Annotated in this window: 14 protein-coding genes; all 14 read left to right on the forward strand. The window is 68.7% G+C overall.

Annotated elements, in window-relative coordinates:
• Nucleotides 1-19 precede the first annotated feature (19 nt).
• The 14 genes from EX20_RS18890 to EX20_RS18955 all read left to right on the forward strand — a co-directional run bounded on the left by EX20_RS18890 (nucleotide 20) and on the right by EX20_RS18955 (nucleotide 19,867).
• On the forward strand, nucleotides 20-2,251 hold the full coding sequence (locus EX20_RS18890) for a polysaccharide biosynthesis tyrosine autokinase (protein WP_034194359.1): 2,232 nt from the start codon (nucleotides 20-22) through the stop codon (nucleotides 2,249-2,251).
• Nucleotides 2,235-3,782 (forward strand): oligosaccharide flippase family protein, encoded by a 1,548-nt coding sequence (locus EX20_RS18895; protein ID WP_034194360.1) that lies wholly within the window; start codon nucleotides 2,235-2,237, stop codon nucleotides 3,780-3,782. The genes EX20_RS18890 and EX20_RS18895 overlap by 17 nt, the downstream gene beginning before the upstream one ends.
• Nucleotides 3,779-4,990, forward strand: a complete 1,212-nt coding sequence (locus EX20_RS18900) for a hypothetical protein (RefSeq protein WP_034194383.1) — start codon at nucleotides 3,779-3,781, stop codon at nucleotides 4,988-4,990. Before EX20_RS18895 ends, EX20_RS18900 begins: the two co-directional genes overlap by 4 nt.
• Nucleotides 4,987-5,823: a glycosyltransferase family 2 protein gene (locus EX20_RS18905; protein WP_034194361.1), complete on the forward strand. Its 837-nt coding sequence runs from the start codon at nucleotides 4,987-4,989 to the stop codon at nucleotides 5,821-5,823. Before EX20_RS18900 ends, EX20_RS18905 begins: the two co-directional genes overlap by 4 nt.
• Nucleotides 5,824-5,826: 3 nt before the next feature.
• On the forward strand, nucleotides 5,827-6,930 hold the full coding sequence (locus tag EX20_RS18910) for a glycosyltransferase family 4 protein (RefSeq protein ID WP_034194362.1): 1,104 nt from the start codon (nucleotides 5,827-5,829) through the stop codon (nucleotides 6,928-6,930).
• A gap of 67 nt (nucleotides 6,931-6,997) precedes the next feature.
• Nucleotides 6,998-7,828, forward strand: coding sequence for a glycosyltransferase family 2 protein (locus EX20_RS18915; RefSeq protein WP_034194363.1), 831 nt, complete (start codon nucleotides 6,998-7,000; stop codon nucleotides 7,826-7,828).
• A complete protein-coding gene (locus tag EX20_RS18920; RefSeq protein WP_034194364.1) occupies nucleotides 7,825-10,125 on the forward strand; it encodes a DUF4838 domain-containing protein in 2,301 nt (766 codons plus the stop codon). The genes EX20_RS18915 and EX20_RS18920 overlap by 4 nt, the downstream gene beginning before the upstream one ends.
• Nucleotides 10,122-12,773: a polysaccharide pyruvyl transferase family protein gene (locus tag EX20_RS18925; protein WP_034194365.1), complete on the forward strand. Its 2,652-nt coding sequence runs from the start codon at nucleotides 10,122-10,124 to the stop codon at nucleotides 12,771-12,773. The genes EX20_RS18920 and EX20_RS18925 overlap by 4 nt, the downstream gene beginning before the upstream one ends.
• 1 nt (nucleotide 12,774) lies before the next feature.
• Nucleotides 12,775-13,101, forward strand: coding sequence for an H-NS histone family protein (locus tag EX20_RS18930; RefSeq protein WP_014725579.1), 327 nt, complete (start codon nucleotides 12,775-12,777; stop codon nucleotides 13,099-13,101).
• A 99-nt stretch (nucleotides 13,102-13,200) separates the two neighbouring features.
• Nucleotides 13,201-14,043 carry an IclR family transcriptional regulator gene (locus tag EX20_RS18935; protein WP_224056556.1) on the forward strand — a complete coding sequence of 281 codons (843 nt, stop codon included), beginning with the start codon at nucleotides 13,201-13,203 and terminating at the stop codon, nucleotides 14,041-14,043.
• 326 nt (nucleotides 14,044-14,369) lie between these two features.
• Nucleotides 14,370-15,386 (forward strand): fimbrial protein, encoded by a 1,017-nt coding sequence (locus tag EX20_RS29920; protein WP_051974448.1) that lies wholly within the window; start codon nucleotides 14,370-14,372, stop codon nucleotides 15,384-15,386.
• 324 nt (nucleotides 15,387-15,710) lie between these two features.
• Nucleotides 15,711-16,280 (forward strand): fimbrial protein, encoded by a 570-nt coding sequence (locus EX20_RS18945; protein ID WP_014725583.1) that lies wholly within the window; start codon nucleotides 15,711-15,713, stop codon nucleotides 16,278-16,280.
• 126 nt (nucleotides 16,281-16,406) lie between these two features.
• Nucleotides 16,407-17,141, forward strand: coding sequence for a fimbrial biogenesis chaperone (locus EX20_RS18950; protein WP_014725584.1), 735 nt, complete (start codon nucleotides 16,407-16,409; stop codon nucleotides 17,139-17,141).
• Between the two features lie 92 nt (nucleotides 17,142-17,233).
• Nucleotides 17,234-19,867 (forward strand): fimbria/pilus outer membrane usher protein, encoded by a 2,634-nt coding sequence (locus EX20_RS18955; protein WP_014725585.1) that lies wholly within the window; start codon nucleotides 17,234-17,236, stop codon nucleotides 19,865-19,867.
• Nucleotides 19,868-19,889 lie beyond the last annotated feature (22 nt).

A 19,889-nucleotide genomic window follows, 5' to 3' on the forward strand; every position in this document is an offset into this window, starting at 1 on the left:
GATAGACACTGGATTCGCCATGAACGACCTCTCCGAAACACGGCTCTACGACGCGGCGTTGTACGACGATGCGCCGCTCTCGTCCTACGTCGACATCGTGCTGGCGCGCTGGCGCCTCGTGCTCGGCATCGCGGCCGGCGTGTTCCTGCTGGGCCTGCTGTACGCGGTGTTCGCGACGCCGGTGTATCGGGTCGACGCGACGATCCAGGTCAACGAATCGACCGCCGCCGGCAACTCGCCGCTGCACGACATCGCGGCGCTGCTCGACAACGGCAGCACCACCGCAGCCGAACTCGAGCTCGTGCGCGCGCGCATGGTGATCGACGCGGTCGTCACCAAGCAGCATCTGAACCTCGTCGCCGAGCCGCGCTATGTGCCGCTGATCGGCCGCTGGGTCGCGCGCCGCTATCGCGGCGAAGGCATCGCGCCGCCGCTGTGGGGCCTGTCGCGCTTCGCGTGGGGCGGCGAGCGGTTCGACGTCGCGACGTTCGAGACGGCCGGCGCGACGAGCCACGACGGCGTCGATGCGCTGGACGGGCTGTGGTTCACCGTGACCGCGCTGGACGGCGGCCGCTACATGCTGCGGGACGACGACGACGCCATCGTGCTGAGCGGCGCCGTCGGCGCACCGGCGCATGGCGAGTACCAGGGCAAGCCGCTGACGCTGCTGGTCGCGGCGCTCGACGCGCGCCCCGGCACGACGTTCCGGCTCAAGCGTATCCCGCAGATCGAGGCCGTCGCGCAACTGCAGGACGATCTGAGCGTCGAGGAAAAGGCGAAGCAGTCGGGGATCCTGTCGGTCACGCTCGAGGGCGACGACAAGGTGCGCATCAGGGAGATCCTGAAGGCGGTGGTGGACGGCTACGTCGCGCAGAACCGCGACTACCGGAGCAAGGAGGCGGCCGCCACGCTCGAGTCGCTGAAGATCAGCATGCCGGCGGTCGAGCAGACGCTGAAGGACGCCGAGGAGCGCTACGCGAAGTTCCGCGCGCGCACGCGCACGGTCGATCTCGACGAGCAGGGCAAGCTGCTGCTCGGCCAGGAAGTCGACATCGACACGCGCATGCTCGAACTCAAGCAAAAGCGCGTCGACCTGATCGCGCGCTTCGCCGACGGGCATCCGGCCGTGCAGGCGCTCGATGCGAACCTCGCCGAACTCGCGGGCAAGGCGGCGGAACTGCGCGCGCGCGAAGCGCGGCTGCCCGATACGGAGCGCGAGGGCCTCGCGGTGTTGCGCGACGTGCGCGTGAACACCGAGCTGTACACCAACCTGCTCAACACCGCGCAGCAGCTGAACATCGCGAAGCAGAGCGAGATCGGCAACGTCCGCGCGGTCGACCAGCCGGTGCTGCCGGTGAAGCCGGTCAAGCCGAAGCGCCTGCTCGTGATCGCGCTGTCGCTGTGCGTCGGCATCGCGCTCGGCGTGGCCGCGCCGTTCGCGCAGCGCGCCGTGTGGGGCCGCGTCGAACACTCGGAGCATCTGGAGCAGGCGCTCGGCGTGCCGGTCTATGCGGTGGTGCCGCACAGCCGCGAGCAGCGGCGCCTCGTGCGCAGCCAGCAGCGCGCGGCGCAGGGCCCGCACGTGCTCGCCTCCGAGATCCCGGAGGACGTCACCGTCGACGCGATCCGCAGCCTGCGCACGACGCTGCAGTTCACGATGTCCGAGACGGGCCACCACGTGATCATGGTCACGAGCCCGCAGCCGAACGCCGGCAAGTCGTTCCTGTGCGCGAACCTCGCGTCGCTGTTCGCGTCGGGCGGCAAGCGCGTGCTGCTGATCGACGCGGACATCCGTCGCGGCCAGGCGCATCGGCACTTCGGCCTGCCGGCCGCGCCGGGGCTGCCCGACGTGATCGCGAGCGGCGCGCTCGAGCGCGGCGTGCAGCGCACGTCGATCGCCGGCGTCGACGTGCTGCCGCGCGGCGCGGTCGCGCGCACGTCCGAGCTGTTCAACGACGGCCGCTTCAAGACCGTGCTCGACGCCGCGTCGCGGCGCTACGACATCGTCATCGTCGACACCGCGCCGATCCTCGCGCTGCACGACGCGGCGACCATCGGCCGCCACGGCGCGACGACGCTGCTGTGCGTGCGGCATGGCCGCAGTTCGATGCCGGAGATCCGCGAGGCGGAGCGACGCCTGCGCAACGCCGGCATCGCGATCAGCGGCGTGGTGCTGAACGACGTGCCGCGCCGGCAGGCCGTCTACGGCACGTACGGCGAACGGAATTACGCATATGAAACCGAGCACTGAGCCGGCGCTGCGCGAGTTCGCGCCGCACGCCGCGCCCGCGCACGCTCATGCGCAGGCGCACGCGTCGCCCGGCGGCGAGCGGCTCGGCGCGCGCACCGTGCGCGGCCTCGCGTGGGCGCTGGTGCAGGCCTGGGGCGGCAAGCTCGTCACGCTCGTCACGTATCTGCTGGTCGCGCGCTGGCTCGGTCCGGCCGACGTCGGCCTTGCCGCGGCGGTCACGTTGTCGCTGTCGCTGGTGCTGATGATCGCCGAAGGCGGCCTCGGCGATGCGGTGGTCCAGCGCGCCGCGCTCGCCGACGACGATCTCGAATGGCCGTTCGCGTTCTCGATCGGCATGGCCGTCGTGCTCGCGGCCGTGCTGTTCGCGTTCGCCGCGCGCGTCGAAGCATGGCTCGGCGTGCCGGGGCTCGCGCCGTATCTGCGGGTGGCCGCCGCGTTCGTGCCGATCGGCTTGGCCGGCTCGTTTCAGGAGGCGCTGTACAAGCGGCGGCTCGATTTCCGGACGCTCGCGATGCGCCAGCTCGTGTCGGTGAGCGTCGCGGGCGCGGTGGCCGTTGCGCTCGCGGTGGCCGGCGCCGGCGCGTGGAGCCTGATCGCGCAGGCGGCGACCTTCATGACGGTGTCCGCGGCGTGGCTGTGGCGCCGGCCGGTGTGGCGTCCGCGCGGCCGCCGCAACGTGGCGACGTTCGCGCCGCTCGCGCGCTTCGGCGCGCATGTCGTCGCCGCGCGGCTGATCGACTGGTGGGCGACGCGCACCGTCGACCTGATCGTCGTCGCGCTGTACGGCGCGGCCGGCCTCGGCATCTATGCGATCGGCGCGCGGCTCTATCAGACGGCGCTCGAGCTGCTGTGCCGCGCGGCGACCGACGTCGCGCTCGCCGTGCTGTCGCGCGTCGCGCACGACGCCGAGCGGATGGCGGCCACCTACGTCGACGTCACCGGCCTCGCGGCGATGACGGCGGCGCCGCTGTTCGTGCTGATGGCCGTGTTGAGCCACGACATCACGATCGTGCTGTTCGGTGCGCGCTGGGCCGCCAGCGCCGCGGTCATGACGCCGCTGATGGCGCTCGGGGCCGTGCAGACGGTTCAGTTCGTCAACGGCGCGTTCCTCGCGGCGCGCGGCCGCCCGCACGTGACGATGTGGCTGACGCTCGTCAAGCTCGCGCTGGTGCTGGCGACGATGGTGGCCGTGCCGTCGCAGCGCGTCGCGCAGCTCGCATGGCTGTACGTCGGCGCGGTGCTGTGCATCACGCCGCTCAGTTTCGGCGCGGTCGTCGTCGAGCTGGCCGTGGACCGCGCGCGGCTGCTGGGCCGGCTCGTGCCGCCGTATCTGATCGCCCTCGGCTGCGCGGCGATCGTGCGACAGGCGGGCGCGCATCTCGGCGGCGTGCCGGTCCTGGTCCGGTTGCCGCTGCTGATCGTCTGCTTCGCGAGCGCGTACGTCTGCGCGACGTGGATGCTGCGCCGCGACGCCGCGCGCCGCACCGTGTCGATGCTGATCGCGCTGCGCGCGGCGAGGAGCGCGACATGAGCGCCGCCGTTCGTCCGTTGTCGCATTCCGCCGCGCCGACGCCCGCGCGGCGCGCGCGCCTCGACGTCGCCGACGCCGTCCTGCTGGCGCTGCTGCTGCTGAATTCGATCCAGTTCCTGAAGATCGGCGGCGCGCAGCTCGGACAGCTGTTCGCGGTGCTGGTGCTGCCGGTGCTGCTGGTGCGTCGGCGCATCCACGTCGGCGCATGGGAAGTGTGGGCGTTCGCGCTGTTCGCGGGCGCCGCGCTGTCGATCACCTTCCTGTCCGGCTATCCGCGCTTCAAGGCCGCCGAGCAGATCGTGAAATTCATCTTCGTGATGCCGGCGTTCTATCTGATCGGCCGCTACTACGGCGCGCGCGCGTGCCGGCGGCCGCTGCCGTTCGGCTATGTCGCGATCGCGGCATTCGTCGCGATCCAGTACGCGCTGCAGTACTTCGACGTGCCCGTGCTGTACGAGAAGGTCGATTTCATGCAGAACGCCGTTCACGGGTCGTTCAAGGAGCGCAACTGGTTCGCGGCGTTCTTCTTCCTGAGCGCGTACGCGTGCTTCCTGCAGTCGCCGCGCCGCGTGTCCGACGTCGCGAAGTTCGTCGCGCTCGCGCTGGTCGTGACGCTGCTGAGCGAATCGAAGACGGTGCTGATCGCGTGCGCGCTCGTGATCCTGCTGCAGGTGCGCGGCCATCTGTTCGCGAAGGTGCTGACGATGGCCGCCGGCGCGGCGTTCTATCTGTACATGTTCACGCGCGAGCTGACCGGCGACCAGCTGCAGGTGCGGCTGCAGCAGGAGCGCGGCCTTGCGTTCGTCGAGTCGGTCAAGCTCGTCGGCCGCGACTTGATCGGCCACGGCTTCGGCTTCGTCGAGCATTACTTCTCGCATTCGGCGGTCGCCGTGCGCGGGCTCGGCGAGGGCACGAGCGCGGTGTTTTGCGCGCCGCTGGACCTGCTGCTGGTCGCCGGTCCGATCGGGCTGCTCGCGTGGGCCGTGTTCTTCGGCGGCCTCGGCCAGGGGCGGCGCGCGATGCTGCTGCTCGCGCCGATCGCTGCCTGGTCGCTGATCAATCCGATGCACCAGAGCGAAACGTCGTACCTGTTCCTCGGCTATCTCGCGTCGTTCGCCCGCGCGCCGCGCGCGGTCCGCCGGACGGTGCGCGCCGCACCGCGCGTCGCGCGGCTCCGATCCCCGTTCCCTACCGTGCCCATCCGATGAAATTCTCCCTGATCATGGCGACGCTCGGCCGCAGCGACGAGATCGAACGCATGCTCGATTCGCTGCTGCAGCAGGCCTACGCCGACCTCGAAGTCATCATCGTCGACCAGAACCCGGACGCGCGCGTCGCACGCATCGTCGAGCGGTATCGCGAGCGGCTGTGCATCGTCCATCTGCGTTCGGAGAAGGGCAAGTCGCGGGCGACCAACGTCGGGCTGCAGGCGGTGACGGGCGACGTGGTCGCGTTCCCCGACGACGACTGCTGGTATCGGCCCGGCACGCTCCACGCGGTCGCCGCGCTGCTGTCCGCCGACCGCATGCTCGACGGCGTGACCGGCATGAGCATCGATGCCGCGGGGCGGCCGTCGCAGGGACGGTGGGCCACCGCGGCGCAGCCCGTGAACCGCTTCAACGTGTGGGTCTGCGCGACGTCGTACACGATCTTCCTGCGCCGCTCGGCGGTGAGCGCGGCAGGGCAGTTCGACGTCGAGCTGGGCGTCGGTGCGACGAGCCGCTGGGGCGCGGGCGAGGAAGTGGATTTTCTCGTCCGTGCGTTGCGCGCCGGGTGCCGGATCGGCTACGACCCGCAGTTGCGCGTTCATCATCCCGAGCCGCTCGCCGTGCTCGACGAGTACGCGTATGCGCGCGGCCGACGCTACAACCGCGGCTTCGGCCACGTGCTGCGCATCAATCGCTATCCGCTCGCTTACGTGCTGTACATGATCGCGCGGCCCGTCGCCGGTTGCGCGCTGGCGTTCGCGCGCCGCAATCCGCAGCGCGCGAAGTACTACTGGATCGCGGCGTCGCATCGGCTGCTCGGCTGGATGGATTGAGCGATGAGCACGCCCTTCTCCATTGCGACGACGACGGCGGCCGATGCGGTTGCCGCGTGCGCGGATTGCGGCGATCACGCCGATCACACCGACCGCGCACCCGTCACCGTCTATACGGATACGCGCTGGCCGGCCGCCACCGGCATCCACAACGTGATGGCCGCTTATGCGGCGCGCGTGCCGTCCAACATCCGGATCGTCCCGTTGCCGGTCGGCGGCGGCGTCGCGCATCCGCTGTCGCCGCTCGCGCTGAGCCGCGCGCTGCGCAAGCTGCCGGCGCGCAACGCGGTGTTCTGGAATCCCGGCTTCGTACCGGCCGCGTGGCCGGGCCTGCCGTCGGTCGTCGTCGTGCACGACCTCACGCATCGCCACTTCTATACGCGTGCGCATCGGCTGTACTACGACACCGTGCTGCGTCCGCTGTACCGCCGCTGCTCGGCCATCGTCTGCGTGTCGGCGTTCACGCGCGACGAATTCCTCGCGTGGTCGGGCATGCCGCCCGAGCGCGTGCACGTGATCCACAACGGGACCGACGACGCGTACACGCACAACCGCGACACGCTCGGCCATCCGTTTCCGTACGTGCTGTATCCGGGCAACCGGCGCAACTACAAGAACCTGCACCGGCTGATCGAGGCGTTCGGCGCGAGCGGGCTGGTCGCGCTCGGCGTGCGGCTGATGCTGACCGGCGCACCCGATCCGGCGCTGCTCGAGCACGCGGCGCGGCATCGCTGCGCCGACGCCGTCACGTTCGCTGGCGTCGTGCCGAACGACGCGATGCCGAAGCTGTATCGCGGCGCGTTGTTCGTCGCGTTCGTGTCGCGGTACGAGGGCTTCGGGCTGCCGATCCTCGAGGCGATGGCGTCGGACGTACCGGTACTGACGTCGCGCGTGTCGGCGATGCCCGAGGTGGCCGGCAGCGCGGCGATGCTCGTCGATCCGGCGTCGGTCGCCGACATCGCGGCCGCGATGCGGCGGCTCGGCACCGACGCCGGCTGCCGCGAGGCGCTCGTCGCACGCGGCCGCGAGCAGCTGCGCCGCTTCAGCTGGGACGACTCGGCTTGCCGCTTCTGGAAACTCATCGAGCAGGTCGGCGCGTCGGGATGACGCGCACGGCAACGCACAGAGCCGGACCCACCGGCCAGCACATTCAACCACCGCGCGGGGTATCACGATGGAAACCGAAGGAAGAATCAGCGTCATCGTCGTCAACTACGGCACGCCCGGCCTGACGCTGCGATGCGTGGCGTCATTGATCGCGTTGCGCGTCGCGCATGCCGGCGACATCGTCTTCGTCGAGAACGCGTCGCCGGACGACTCGTACGCGCGCTTGCGCGGCGAACTGCCGGGCGGCGTCCGGCTGCTGCGCGCGGCGTGCAATCGCGGCTTCGGCTCCGGCGTGAACTTCGGGATGGCCGCGTGCCGGCGCGACTACGTGCTGGTCGTGAACCCCGACACGCGCTTCGACGAGAACGGGCTCGCGAAAGTGCTCGACCTGTTCGACGCGTGCCCGCAGGCCGGCCTCGTCGGGCTCGACCTGCAGTATCCCGACGGCCGCCGCCAGTATTCGGCGCGCCGCTTCTACAGCTGGCTCGACATCCTCGCGCGGCGCACCGCGCTGGGCCGCTCCGACCGCTTTCGCGCGCGCGTCGACCGGCATCTGATGATCGACGCGTGGGCGTGCGGCAATCCGTTCGATGCCGAGTGGGTGATGGGAACGGGCTTCGTGGTGCGCCGCGAACTGTTCGAATCGCTCGGGGGGATGGACGAAGCGTATTTCCTCTACATGGAGGACGTCGACCTCTGCGCGCGAACCTGGCTCGCCGGCTATCGCGTGCTCGGGATGCCGGGCGTCACGCTCGTGCACGAGCATCAACGGCAGTCGGCCGCGAGCCCCGTATCGCGCGCGGGACGGCATCATCTGCGCAGCCTGTGGCGGTTCTATCGCAAGTTCCACGTGCCGCTCGCGTTGCCGCCCGGCGTGTCGCGGATCGCGCGGCAATGACGCGCCTGCCATCCGCCGCGATCGCGGCGTGCATCGCGCTGGCCGCGCTATGCGGCGGCGCCCGCGCGCAGCGCGCGCCCGCGTCGCACGTCCGGCTCGCGCAGCACGGCGTCGCGCGCTACGTCGTGCGCGCCGGCGCGGCGGATGCCGTCACGCGTCACGCGGCGGACGAGATCGCCGATTACCTGTCGCGCATCAGCGGCGCGTCGTTCGCCGTGTCGAACGATGCGCCGGGCCGCACGCCGGCCATCGTCGTCGGCGGCGAGCATGCGGCGCGCCGCTGCAGCGACGCGGCGCTCGGCAGCGACGGCTTCGTGATCTGCCGCAGCGGCAGCGATCTCGTGATCGCCGGCGACACCGTGCGCGGCACGCTGTTCGGCGCGTACTGGTGGCTCGACCGCCGGCTCGGCGTGAAATGGCTCGCGCCCGATGCGACCGAAGTGCCGCGGCAGCCCGAACTGCAGGTCGACACGACGCCCGTGCTGCAGATCCCGCGCTTCGCGTATCGCGAGGTGCTGAGCGCCGAGGGCGAGGACAAGGCGTTCCGTGCGCACAACCTGCTGAACGGCGAATCTCACGGCCCGTCGTATCGCCCGTCGCCGCCCGGTATCGACATCTGGGATTACAGCTGGCTCGCGCGCGACGGTGACGCCGATTTCTGGACGCTGGTGCCGCGCGACCGTCATGCGTCGACGCACCCGTCGTGGTATGCCGGCGGGCAACTCGCGATGATGTCGGACGAGGTCCGCGCGACGATGGCCGCGGAGATCGTCAAGCGCCTGAAGCGTCGCGCCGAGCCGACGCGCATCTGGTTCGGCATCCGCGCGATGGACTGGGGCTGGGACCCCGACGACGCGAGCCGTGCGTTTGCGCATGCGCATGGCGATGCGCCGTCGGCGGCGTTCGTCGACCTCGTGCGCGACGTGTCGGAGCGCGTGCGCGCCGAGGTGCCCGGCGCGCGCTTCGCGATGCCGGCCTATCACTGGGGCTTCGCGCCGCCCGACGGCATGCTCGTCCCGGACCACGTGCGCGTGTACCCGATGACGATCCAGGTCGACTACAGCGCCGCACTGAACGACGCGCGCAACGCACGGCTGCGCGACGGCCTCGTGCGATGGAACGAGATCGCGCAGCACGTGACCGTGTGGGACCACGTCGTGAACTTCGGCGGCTATCTGCAGCCGACGCCGAATCTCTATCCGATCGGCCGCAGCATCGCGTGGCTCGCGACGTTGCCGCACGTCGACGGCTACTTCGCGGAGGGCGACTGGCAGTCGCGTGGCGGCGAGTTCGCGAGCCTGCGCGTGTGGCTGATCGCGCGGCTGCTGTGGACGCCGACGGCCGATCCGCGCGCGCTCGTGCGCGAATACTGCGACGCGTATTACGGCGCGGCCGGCCCCGCCATCGTGCGCTACATCGACCGCATGCACGCCGCGCTGCGCGCGAGCGGCGACGTGCTCGCCGAGCAGACGCCGCTCGGCATGTCGATGTACACGTACGAGTTCGTGCGCGAGTCGGAACGGGATTTCGACGCGGCCGCCCGCGCGGTCGACGGCGATGCGCTGCACGGCGCGCGCGTGCGGGCCGCGCGCATGCCCGTCGATTTCGTGATCCTCGCGCTGCGCGATCGTTATGCGGCGCGCGCGGCGCAGGACGGCTGGGATCTCGCAGTCGGCGCGCGGCGCGCGCGCCTCGACGCGGCGATTCAGGCGGCCGGCCTGCGCCAGTACCGGCAAAGCGGCGATCTCGCCGCACTCGATGCATTGCTCGACATCGACCGGCATCCGGTCGCCGCGCCGCCGATCGCGGCCGGCGTCGCCGCTGCCGACTGGCGGGCGATCGACGTGTCGCGCGTGAATCTGTACGACAGCGCGAGGATGGTCGCCGACGCCGCCGCGCCCGAAGGCGCGGCGATCGCGATTCGCGGCGATTCGGGCGTCTGGGCGATCCAGCTGAAGCTCGACAAGCTGCCGCCCGACGGGCGCTGGGATCTCTATGCGTCGGTGCGGCTGCCGGAACGCGGGGCGTCGGCGGCTGCCGTGCGCGTCGGTGCGTATCCGCCGATGACGCTGCACACCGACACGCCGGCCGGCATGCTCGACGACGCGCAGTTCCGCTGGCTGCCCGTTCCCGGCGGCCCATTCGTTCACGACGTCGATCACGAACGCGGCATCTACGTTCATGGCGTCGGCTTCGCGCACGGGCAGTCCGTGCGGGTCGGCGCGTTCGTCGCCATTCGTCATCGTGCGCCCGACGGCGCGCAGCCGCCCGCGCCACCCAAAGGAAGTGCTTCATGAAAGTCGCGATCGTTTCACCCGTTCCGCTGTTTCCGGTCAACGCCGGCAACCGCAGCCGCATCCTCAATCTGGCGCGCGCGGTGCGGTCGCTCGGCTGCGACGTGCACTTCGTCTATCTGGAGTCGAGGCAGACCGGCGGCATGGACCTCGACGCGCATCGCGACGAATTCGGCGCCGACCACGTGCAGGTACTGCATCGCACGGGCGTCGCGCTCGCGTGCTATCGGTTCAAGCGCGTCGCATGGCTCGTGCGCCGGCTGGCGGCGCAGGCGGTCGGCAGCCGTCACGCGTACTACACGGGGCTCGACGAACTGTTCAGCGACAGCTTCTTGTCGCAGCTGCGCGCGTTGCAGCGCCGTCATGCATTCGACGCCGTGTTCGTCGAATACGTGTTTTATTCGCGCGCGCTCGACGCGTTCCCCGACACGGTCGTGAAAGTCCTCGACACGCACGATATCTTCGCGGACCGGCACGTGCCGTTCATCGGTCGCGCGGGCGCGAAGCGCTACATGTTTTCGATTCCGCCGGAGCGCGAATGCGAAGGCTTGCGTCGCGCGCACGTCGCGCTGGCGATCCAGGCCGACGAAGGCGACGCGCTGGCCGCGCGCCTGGGCAGCGATGGCGCGCCGTCGGTCGCGGTACTGAGCCACTTGCTGGCGTTCCCGCCGCAGGTGGACTGTGCGTCGCATGCCGACGCGACCTTCGTCGGCAGCGACAACCAGCCGAATCGCGACGCCATGCAGTATTTCGTCGACGAGATCCTGCCGCACGTCGTCGCGCGGCTGCCGGCGTTTCGCGTGCATCTGGCCGGCACGATCGCCGCGGCCGTGCCCGACGGCGCGCACGTCGTCAAGCGCGGCCCGGTCGTCGAGCTCGGCGATGCGTTCGCGTGCGCGCCGATCTCGATCAACCCGATGCTGCTCGGCACCGGCATCAACATCAAGCTGCTCGAAAGCATGGCGCTCGGCGTGCCGACCGTCAGCACGCAAACGGGCGCGCGCGGCCTCGGCGAACACGCGGCGGGCGGCGTCACGATCGTGCCCGATGCGGACCCGCGCGGTTTCGCCGATGCGCTCGTCCGTCTCGCGACGGATCGCGCTCATCGCGTCGCACAGGGCGCGGCGGCGCGCGATGCCGCGCGCGCATGGCACGACGCGCAGTTGCGCGTGCTGCGCGAAACGCTCGCACATCGCGCGTGCGCGCGTGCGCTGGCACCTTCCACCATCCAGAGGAAACCGGACATGTCGAAACTGGCGGATCTGAAGCAGCGGCTGCGCGTGTGGCTGTACGTGAAGCGATTGACCGCGCAATGGCGCCGCGAGGCCGCACGCTGCGTCGCGCGCGACGATGCAGCGGCCGGTGCGCATCTGCTGATATTGCCGTGCGATCCGTGGACGCTGGTCGGCTCGAAAGGCGACGAGGCGATGCTGAGCGCGGTGGTCGAACGGTTGCGGGCGGCCAACCGCGCGCTGCAGGTCTCGGTCGTCACGGCCACGCCGCAGGCCGCGCACGCCGCGACGCGGATGGGCTTTCATGCGGTCGACGCGTGGCGCGAGCCGTGGCGGCTCACCGACACGGTCGAACGGCTCGCGGCGCTGCGCCCGAGCGCGCTGGTCGTCATCGGCGCCGACGTGATGGATGGCTACTACTCGCCGATGACGTCGCTGCGCCTGCTCGCGACGGCCGATCTGCTGGTTCGGCGCGGCGTGCGCGGCACGATTCTCGGCTTCAGTTTCAACGCCCGGCCGTACCGGCCGTTGCGGCACGCGTTCGACCGCCTCGACGCGCGGCTGCTGGTCAACGTTCGCGACGACGTGTCGCTCGACCGATTCAGGCGTTTCAGCTCGGCGCCCGCGACGCTCGTCGCGGATTCGGCGTTCATGCTGGCGCCGGATCACGCTTCGGACAGCGTGCGGGACACCGCCGCATGGATCGACGCACGGCGTGCGGCCGGCGATGTCGTGATCGCGTTCAATCTGCATCCGATGCTGATTCGCGGCGCCAGCGACGCCGACATCGCCGCGCTGGTCGCGGCGGCGCAGCACGCGCTTCGCGCGATCGCGGCGCAACGTGGCCTCGGCATCGTGCTGCTGTCGCACGACTATCGCGGCCGCGACGGCGACGACACGTGCCTCGAGCCGCTGCATCGCGCGTTGGCCGCGGCGTTGGGCGAGCGGCTCTGCTATCCGCGCGCGCGCATGTCGGCGGCCGAGCTGAAGGCGATCGCGGGGCAGGTCGACGGCGTGGTGACGGGCCGCATGCATCTGGCGATCGCGAGCCTCGGGATGGGCGTGCCGGTCGCGGCGCTCACCTATCAGGACAAGTTCCAGGGGCTGTTCCGCCATTTCGGCTTGTCCGACGCCTTCCTGCTGAAGCCCGCCGATGCGATGCGCGCGACGCGTCTCGCGGCCGTGCTGGAGCGGTTCGTGTCGGCGCTGCCGCAACTGCGCGAGCAGGTGCGTGCCGCGCTGCCGCGCGTGAAGGACGCGTCGCTGCGCAATCTGCGCGGCGTGATCGACGAGATCGACGCGATCGACGCGATCGAGCCGTCGTGCGCGGCGGCCTTGCCCGTTGGTCTCCATTCCAAGCCGCGCACGAGCACCGGCGCGCGCTCCCCTCAACCTGTCGAGTTTTCCCGGAACGCGTGACATGACCCATCCGACCATACGCGAGCTGCAGCGGCAGCTCGGCCGATTGAACCTGATCGTCGAAGAGGCGCGGCAGAAGGAGAAGCAGGCGCGGCTGAACGAAATTGCGGCGCACGTGCGCGAGTTCGGCATCACCGAAATCGAACTGCTGCGTGCGGCCGGTTTCGTCAAGGCGAGGAAGCAGAAGGCGCCGGCGAAATACTACGATCCCGACACCGGCCGCGCGTGGTCGGGCAAGGGCGCGCGCCCCGGCTGGCTGGCCGGCAAGAATCTCGACGACTACCTGATCAGGACGACCCCACAGCCGTGGTGGCCGGAAACGCCTTGATCGCGTTCCCGCTGCCGATGTCCGGGTATCGCGCGGCCGAGCGCCGTGCGAATCGAACGACCACCTTGAAGGGTAATGGCTGACATGCGCAATCCAGAGATGGACCCGAACGATTCGGGCAATCCGGTGCGCCGGAAGAAAGTGAACTATCGCGCGCCGGCGCTCGAGAAGGGGCTCGATATCCTCGAATTGCTGATCGATCGGCAGTACGGCATGGCGCAGGCGGACATCTGCCGAGCGCTCAAGCGCAGCCGCAGCGAGCTGTACCGGATGATGCAGGTGCTCGAGGAGCGCGGCTACATCTACCGGATCGATCGCCACGATCGCTATGCGCTGACGATGAAGCTGTATTTTCTCGGCCAGCATCACGCGCCGACGCGCTCGCTCGGCGCGCTCGTCACGCCGGCAATGCAGGAGTTCACGCTGCAGACCGTGCAGTCGTGCTACCTGACCGTGTTCGACGGCGACACGATGATCGTCATTGCCGCCGCCGACGCCGAGACGGAGTGGAACATCGCGGTTCGCGTCGGCACGCGCGTGCCGTTGCAAGGCAGCGCAGCGGGCGAGATGTACGTGGCGCTGCAGGGCGACGACGCGCGGTCCCGCTTGCTGCGCGCCGGCGCGCGGGCCGTCGGCTTGCCGGGCGCGTCGGGCCACGATGAGGCGGCGGCATCGCGTTGGGCGGACGGATGTATCCGCCGCCCGAACGCGCGCATTGCGGGCGTCACGGATATCGCGACGCCGATCGTCGACAAGACCGGTGCGGCCATCGCGATCCTCGCGTGTCCGTATCTGACGCATCCTGACGATGCCGGCGCCATGCCGGTCGAGCAGGTGGGCGTCGCACTGTACGAAACGGCGCGGCGGATTGCCGCGACGGTCGACCAGCGGTTCATGCAATCGGCGGTCGAGACGCCCGCGCGGCGCGCGACCTGCGCATGATGCCGGCGTGATACGCAGTGTGCCGGCGGTCGAGCGGGATCGCCGGCTTCCCGTCGTTGCCGACACGATCGTCGGCAAGCGGCCGCTCGCCACGACGGCCCGCATAAATCAGAGTTCTACGATATCTACACGCGTTCGCCGTCGATAGCATGCGGGTGTGGTGCTTCATTGATTCGACGGAAGCCGGGCGATGCGGAGATTGACGTTTCGCATAGCCGGTTCACGCGAGCGGAAGCATATCCCGTCAACATTTTTCCGTGCGGCGGCGTCGTTCCGTGAGGGGACCACTTCATCTGTCGAAGCTGGACGGATGAGGCGGCGCGCCGGTGCGCAAATTCGAGCGCCAAGAAATGAACATGTATCGCCTGTTTGCAGGGTGCCTGATTGCGGTGTCGTTCGCGGCGCCGGGCGACGCGAGCGCGGAATGCTGGTTCATCAACGGCAAGAGCGAACTGATCGCCAATTTTCCGTTGAAGGACGAGTATTACGTGGCGCCGGGCACCCCCGTCGGCACCGTGCTCGACGACGTGAGCATTTCGCCCGATACCGTTGCGTACGCGCGGTGCAGGTTGCCGGAGTCGCCGATCCGGAACGTTTATGGCGGGGTGCCGGTCGGCAACACCGGTGCATTCACAACCGGCGTGCCGGGCATCGGGTTGATCTTTTACGAGACCGATCCGCCCGACAGCTTCGGCCACCGCTTCGTGCACTACTGGGGCGACGGCATCGGCCCCTGGCGTCCGGGAGACTGGGGATGGTGGGGCTGGGTGTCGAGCACACCGCGGCTGGGCTCGAGGCTCGGCGTGATGCTCGTCGTGACGGGGCCGGTGGGTGTCGGCAGCGTCGCGGGCGGCTCCGTGTATGCGCGGATGACGATCTCCGGTCTTCCCGTTGGGACATTGAGGACCGGCGGCTTCAGGATTACGACGCCGGCCTGTTCCGTGCCGAACGTCAGCGTCGTTATGGGCGAAGTGTCGGCGAGCCGCTTCAGAGGCGTGGGCACGACTGCCGGCGACACGCCGTTCGACCTGCGTTTGAACGCATGTCCGGCCGGCCGCACGGCAATCTATTACCGGCTCGATCCGACCACGAGCGTCGTGCCCGGCACGGGAGAGTCGGTTGCCGCGTTGACCGGGAGCCGGCCAGCGACGGGCATCGGGCTGCAACTGCTCGACGCACTCGGCAAGCCGCTTGTGTACGGATCGACGATGCAAGTGGCCGGGTATGCCGGCAGCGCGGGCGATTACAGCGTGCCGCTTCGCGCTCGCTACTACCAGACCGACGCTTCGGTAACTGCCGGTAACGCTAACGCGGCAGTTACCGTCACGATCAGCTATGACTAGCGGTCCGCTGTTTTCAAATCGGATGCCGGTTCAAATCAAGGTAATGGCGCGGTTCTGATTCGAATTCAATTGGCGCTTTGGAGCGAAATACGGGGGAAATGCCCTCGACATTTTCGACGTGGGTCGCGGTGCACACGATGTTCGCCGCGGTGCCGAGTCGTGAGCGAATGGAATGGATTCGAACCAATTTTTGGAAAGACGAGTTTTCGGACAAATCAATTGCGCGTTCATGGAGGGTTCTGCGCTGGAGTGGTGAATAGCGGTATCTCGTATAAATATTGGTAATACGTCAAATCAGCATTCTCAACAACGGAGTAAAAGCAAATGAAAAATATCGCATTCGCGATGTCGCTGTTCGGCCTGGCATGCGCGGCGGCAAATACCGCTCATGCGGCCGACGGCACCGTCAATTTCACGGGCTCGATCGTCGCGTCGACGTGCCAGATCGAACCGGGGACGAACAATCAGGTCGTCAACCTGCCGAGGGTGTCCACCAGCCAGCTTGGGTCCGTGGGCGCCACCGTCGGCCGTACACCGTTCGTATTCCTGGTGTCGGGATGCGAGATGAACGCGGAAGGCGGTGACACCTCCGCACCGGCGAAGAAGGTATCGGTCGCGTTCGAGCCCGGCCCCAACGTCGACCTGTCAACCGGCCGTCTGAACCTGACCGGCGCCGATGCGGCCGGCGGCGTGCAAATCCAGATCCTCAACGACAAGTATGAGCCGATCCTTGTCGGCGCCCCGGCCTCGGAGCAGCGTACGCAAACCGTCAATGTCAATACGGACTCGGGTAGGGCAGCGCTCGTGTTCTCTGCGCAGTACATCGCGACGAGCGCTACTGTAACCGGCGGTTCCGCAAACTCGTACGTCACGTATTCGCTCGTCTATCCCTGATCGCACGATGAGCTGACCCCCGGCGCCGGCGGTCGCAAGGCGTACCGGCGCCGGGGTGTCATTCGGTGCGGTGGAGGTGGTCTTGTCTATTCGCACTGCAGAGGAACTGTCAGGAGGAAAAGGGAAATGAATCGTCCATATGCCATCGTCGTGGTCCTGATGTCGCTGCTGTTCTGCATGAATGCACAGGCCAGCGTGACGTTATCCGGCACCCGCGTCGTGTTCCCGGCCGCCGACAAGGAAGTCACGGTTCAGCTCACCAACGACGGCAAGCAGCCTGCGCTAGTTCAGGCCTGGATCGACAAGGGGAACCAGCGCACGTCCCCGGATGCGATCGACGTGCCGTTCGTGATCACGCCGACGATTTTTCGTGTCGAGCCGGGCAAGGGGCAGACGTTGCGGATCTTGTATACCGGCGAGCCTCTGCCGGAGAACAAGGAGTCGCTGTTCTGGTTGAACGTGCTCGATGTGCCGCCCAAGGTTAGCGGCAAGGACGACGTCAACCGCCTGCAGTTCGCGTTTCGCACCCGCATCAAGCTGATGTACCGGCCCGCCGGCCTGGCCGGAACGGCAGGCGACGCGCCCGCCCAACTGAAATGGGCACTCGGCACCGACGATGGACATCGTCCGGTGTTGAAGGCGACGAATCCGAGCGCCTACGTCGTCAATCTCGCCGGCGTCGAATTGAAATCAGGCGGGAAAACCTACGCGGCGGAGCTCGGTTATGTCGGTGCCGGCGAAACGGCTTCCTTCGCGCTGACCGGTGCCAACGGTGCCGCACTCGCGGGTGGGACCGTCCACTACAGCAGCGTGGACGACTGGGGGACGGCCCATGCGCACGAGGCGACGATCACGAAGTGATTCGGCGGTGCGTTGGAAGGTCCCAAGCGGCCGATGAGCGGAACACGAACGGGACGGTGGCGACTTCGCCATCGATAGGAGGAGAAAGCACGATGGAGAAAAAATACAGTGGCCCGCACGCGGAGATTGCGCCACGGCTCAAGCCGATATGTGCGCTGGTTTTCTCGATCGTCGCCAGCTGGCAAACGGACGCACTTGCGGTAGCGGATGAACACGCCCGGCCGCAGCAGATTGCGCAGATGGAGTTCGCGCAAGTCGAATTCGAGGGTGGATTTCTCAATAACGGCGCAGGTTCGATCGACGTGTCGCGCTATTCGCGCGGCAACGTGGTGCGCGCCGGCACCTACAGTCCAGACGTCTACGTCAGCGGCCGCTGGGCCGGGCGATTCGAGGTGCCGTTCAAGAGCGTAGCGGACAGTCCCGACGCACAGCCTTGCTTCGACAAGGCGCTGCTGGAGCGCATCGGTGTCGAGCTGACCGCGCTGTCGCAGGAAATCCGCACGCTGCTTGAACAGCAGGGTGGTTGCGTGCGCATCGGTCAGGCGATTCCGGAAGCCACCGTCGGCTTCGACTTCAACGATCTCCGGCTCGATCTCGGCATTCCGCAGGTATCGCTGAGCCGCACCGCGCGCGGCTACGTGAGCCCCGACCGATGGAGCGCGGGCGTGCCCGTCGCGATGCTTGGCTACAACGCGAACGTCTACCACGCGCAGGCGAGCGGCGCGCACGGCAGCACGCAAGGCTATGTCGGTGTCGATAGCGGATTCAACGTTCAGCGCTGGCATTTCCGGCACAGCGGGTCGTTCAACTGGGACGACCGCGGCCGCCGGCGCTACCAGAATGTCGCGACCTACGTGCAACGCGATCTGGCGTCGTGGTCGTCGCAGTTCGTGGCCGGCGATACGTATACGTCGGGCGATCTGTTCGACTCGACGTCGTTTCGCGGCGTGAGGATCAGCAGCGACGACCGGATGCTGCCGGACTCGCAGCGCGGCTACGCGCCGGTCGTGCGCGGCGTCGCGAACACCAACGCGAAGGTGACGATTTCGCAGAACGGCGTGAAGCTGTACGAGACGACGGTCGCGCCGGGCGGGTTCGTGATCGACGACCTCTATCCGACCGGCTATGGCGGCGACCTGAACGTCGTCGTCACGGAGGCGGACGGCTCCACGCACACCTTCTCCGTCCCGTATGCAGCCGTGCCGATGTCGTTGCGCCCCGGCCAGAATCGCTACAGCTTCACGGCGGGCGCTGTGCGCAACCTGTCGAACACGACGCCGTTGTTCACGCAGGCGACCTGGCAGCACGGTTTCACGAATATGCTGACCGGCTATGGCGGCGCGACGGCCGCGCAAGGCTACCTGGCGGCGATGGTCGGTGCGGTGCTGAACACCGGGTGGGGCGCAATCGGCGTCGACGTCGCGCATGCGACGACGAGGGTGCAGAACGACCGCACGTATTCGGGGCAGAGCTTTCGCGTCAGCTACGCGAAGACCGTCGCGGCCACCGGCACCAACGTCGCGATTGCCGCGTATCACTATTCGACGAACGGCTATTTCGGTCTGAACGATGCAATGACTGCGCGCGACCGCTCGGTGTCCGGCGGACCCTTGCGCCAGGTGTACCGGCAACGCAACCGCGCGTCGCTGGTGGCGAGTCAGCAGCTCGGCGACAAGGGCGGCAGCCTCAGCGTGACGGCGTCGACGTCGACCTACTGGAATCGCGCTGGCTCGGATGTCGATTTCACGGTCGGCTACAGCAACGCGTTTCGCAGCGTGGCGTACAACGTGTCGGCGACGCGTCAGCGCGACGCGTGGGGGCAGGCCAGCACGCTGGTCTATCTGGGGCTGTCGATTCCGCTCGGCAGCACGCGGCCGGCAACGCTGTCGACCAGTTTCAATCACGATACGCGCGGCTCGACGCAGATCGCGACGAGCCTGAGCGGTTCGGCCGGTGTCGACAGCAACGTGTCGTATGGCGTGAACGTGAACCGCAGCAGCGGGCCGGGCGGGGCGCAGACCAGCGGCGGCGCCAACGTGTCGTATCGCGGCGCGCGCGCGGAGCTCAGCGCAAGCGTCGGCGCGAGCGCCGATTATCAGCAGTACTCGATCGGCGCGCGCGGTGCAGTCGTCGCGCACCGCGGCGGCGTCACGCTGTCGCAACCGCTGTCAGAGACTTTCGCGATCGTCGAGGCGAAGCATGCCGAAGGTGCGCGCGTCACGAATGCGTCGGGCGTGCGCGTCGATGCGAACGGCTATGCGATCGTGCCGTACCTGACGCCGTTCTCGATGAACGACGTGTCGCTGGACCCGAAGGGGCTGTCGACGGACGTCGAACTGAAGGAGACCAGCCAGCGCGTCGCACCGCTTGCGGGCGCCGTCCCGCTGCTGGTGTTCAAGACGGACTACGGGCGCTCGGCGGTGATTCGCCTGCGGCAGGCGGACGGATCGCCGGTGCCGTTCGGTGCTGTGGTGACCGATCAGGCCGGCAAGGACATCGGCGTGGTCGGGCAGGCCGGCAAGCTGCTGGCGCGCGGTCTCGCGGAGCAGGGCGAACTGAACGTCGGGTGGGAAAGCGACGCCGGGCGCTCGGGCTGCCGGCTGTCGTATGCGTTGCCGGCGAACCCGCGCGGCGCCGGCCAGCGGGCGCTGCGGAGTCTCGATTTGCCTTGTGTGGCGGCTGGCGCGGAGCAGTACGCGCCGACGGAGGCGCAGCCGGCTGCGTGAATCGGTGTGAAGCGGCGTCGCG

The organism is Burkholderia sp. WP42 (assembly GCF_000745665.1).
Classification (GTDB): domain Bacteria; phylum Pseudomonadota; class Gammaproteobacteria; order Burkholderiales; family Burkholderiaceae; genus Burkholderia; species Burkholderia vietnamiensis.

Coding starts and splice junctions, on each gene's coding strand:
- EX20_RS18900 (WP_034194383.1), top strand. CDS start 3,779: ATGAGCGCCGCCGTTCGTCCGTTGTCGCATTCCGCCGCGCCGACGCCC.
- EX20_RS18915 (WP_034194363.1), top strand. CDS start 6,998: ATGGAAACCGAAGGAAGAATCAGCGTCATCGTCGTCAACTACGGCACG.
- EX20_RS18920 (WP_034194364.1), top strand. CDS start 7,825: ATGACGCGCCTGCCATCCGCCGCGATCGCGGCGTGCATCGCGCTGGCC.
- EX20_RS18890 (WP_034194359.1), top strand. CDS start 20: ATGAACGACCTCTCCGAAACACGGCTCTACGACGCGGCGTTGTACGAC.
- EX20_RS18930 (WP_014725579.1), top strand. CDS start 12,775: ATGACCCATCCGACCATACGCGAGCTGCAGCGGCAGCTCGGCCGATTG.
- EX20_RS18935 (WP_224056556.1), top strand. CDS start 13,201: ATGGACCCGAACGATTCGGGCAATCCGGTGCGCCGGAAGAAAGTGAAC.
- EX20_RS18910 (WP_034194362.1), top strand. CDS start 5,827: ATGAGCACGCCCTTCTCCATTGCGACGACGACGGCGGCCGATGCGGTT.
- EX20_RS18895 (WP_034194360.1), top strand. CDS start 2,235: ATGAAACCGAGCACTGAGCCGGCGCTGCGCGAGTTCGCGCCGCACGCC.
- EX20_RS18950 (WP_014725584.1), top strand. CDS start 16,407: ATGAATCGTCCATATGCCATCGTCGTGGTCCTGATGTCGCTGCTGTTC.
- EX20_RS18905 (WP_034194361.1), top strand. CDS start 4,987: ATGAAATTCTCCCTGATCATGGCGACGCTCGGCCGCAGCGACGAGATC.
- EX20_RS18945 (WP_014725583.1), top strand. CDS start 15,711: ATGAAAAATATCGCATTCGCGATGTCGCTGTTCGGCCTGGCATGCGCG.
- EX20_RS18925 (WP_034194365.1), top strand. CDS start 10,122: ATGAAAGTCGCGATCGTTTCACCCGTTCCGCTGTTTCCGGTCAACGCC.
- EX20_RS18955 (WP_014725585.1), top strand. CDS start 17,234: ATGGAGAAAAAATACAGTGGCCCGCACGCGGAGATTGCGCCACGGCTC.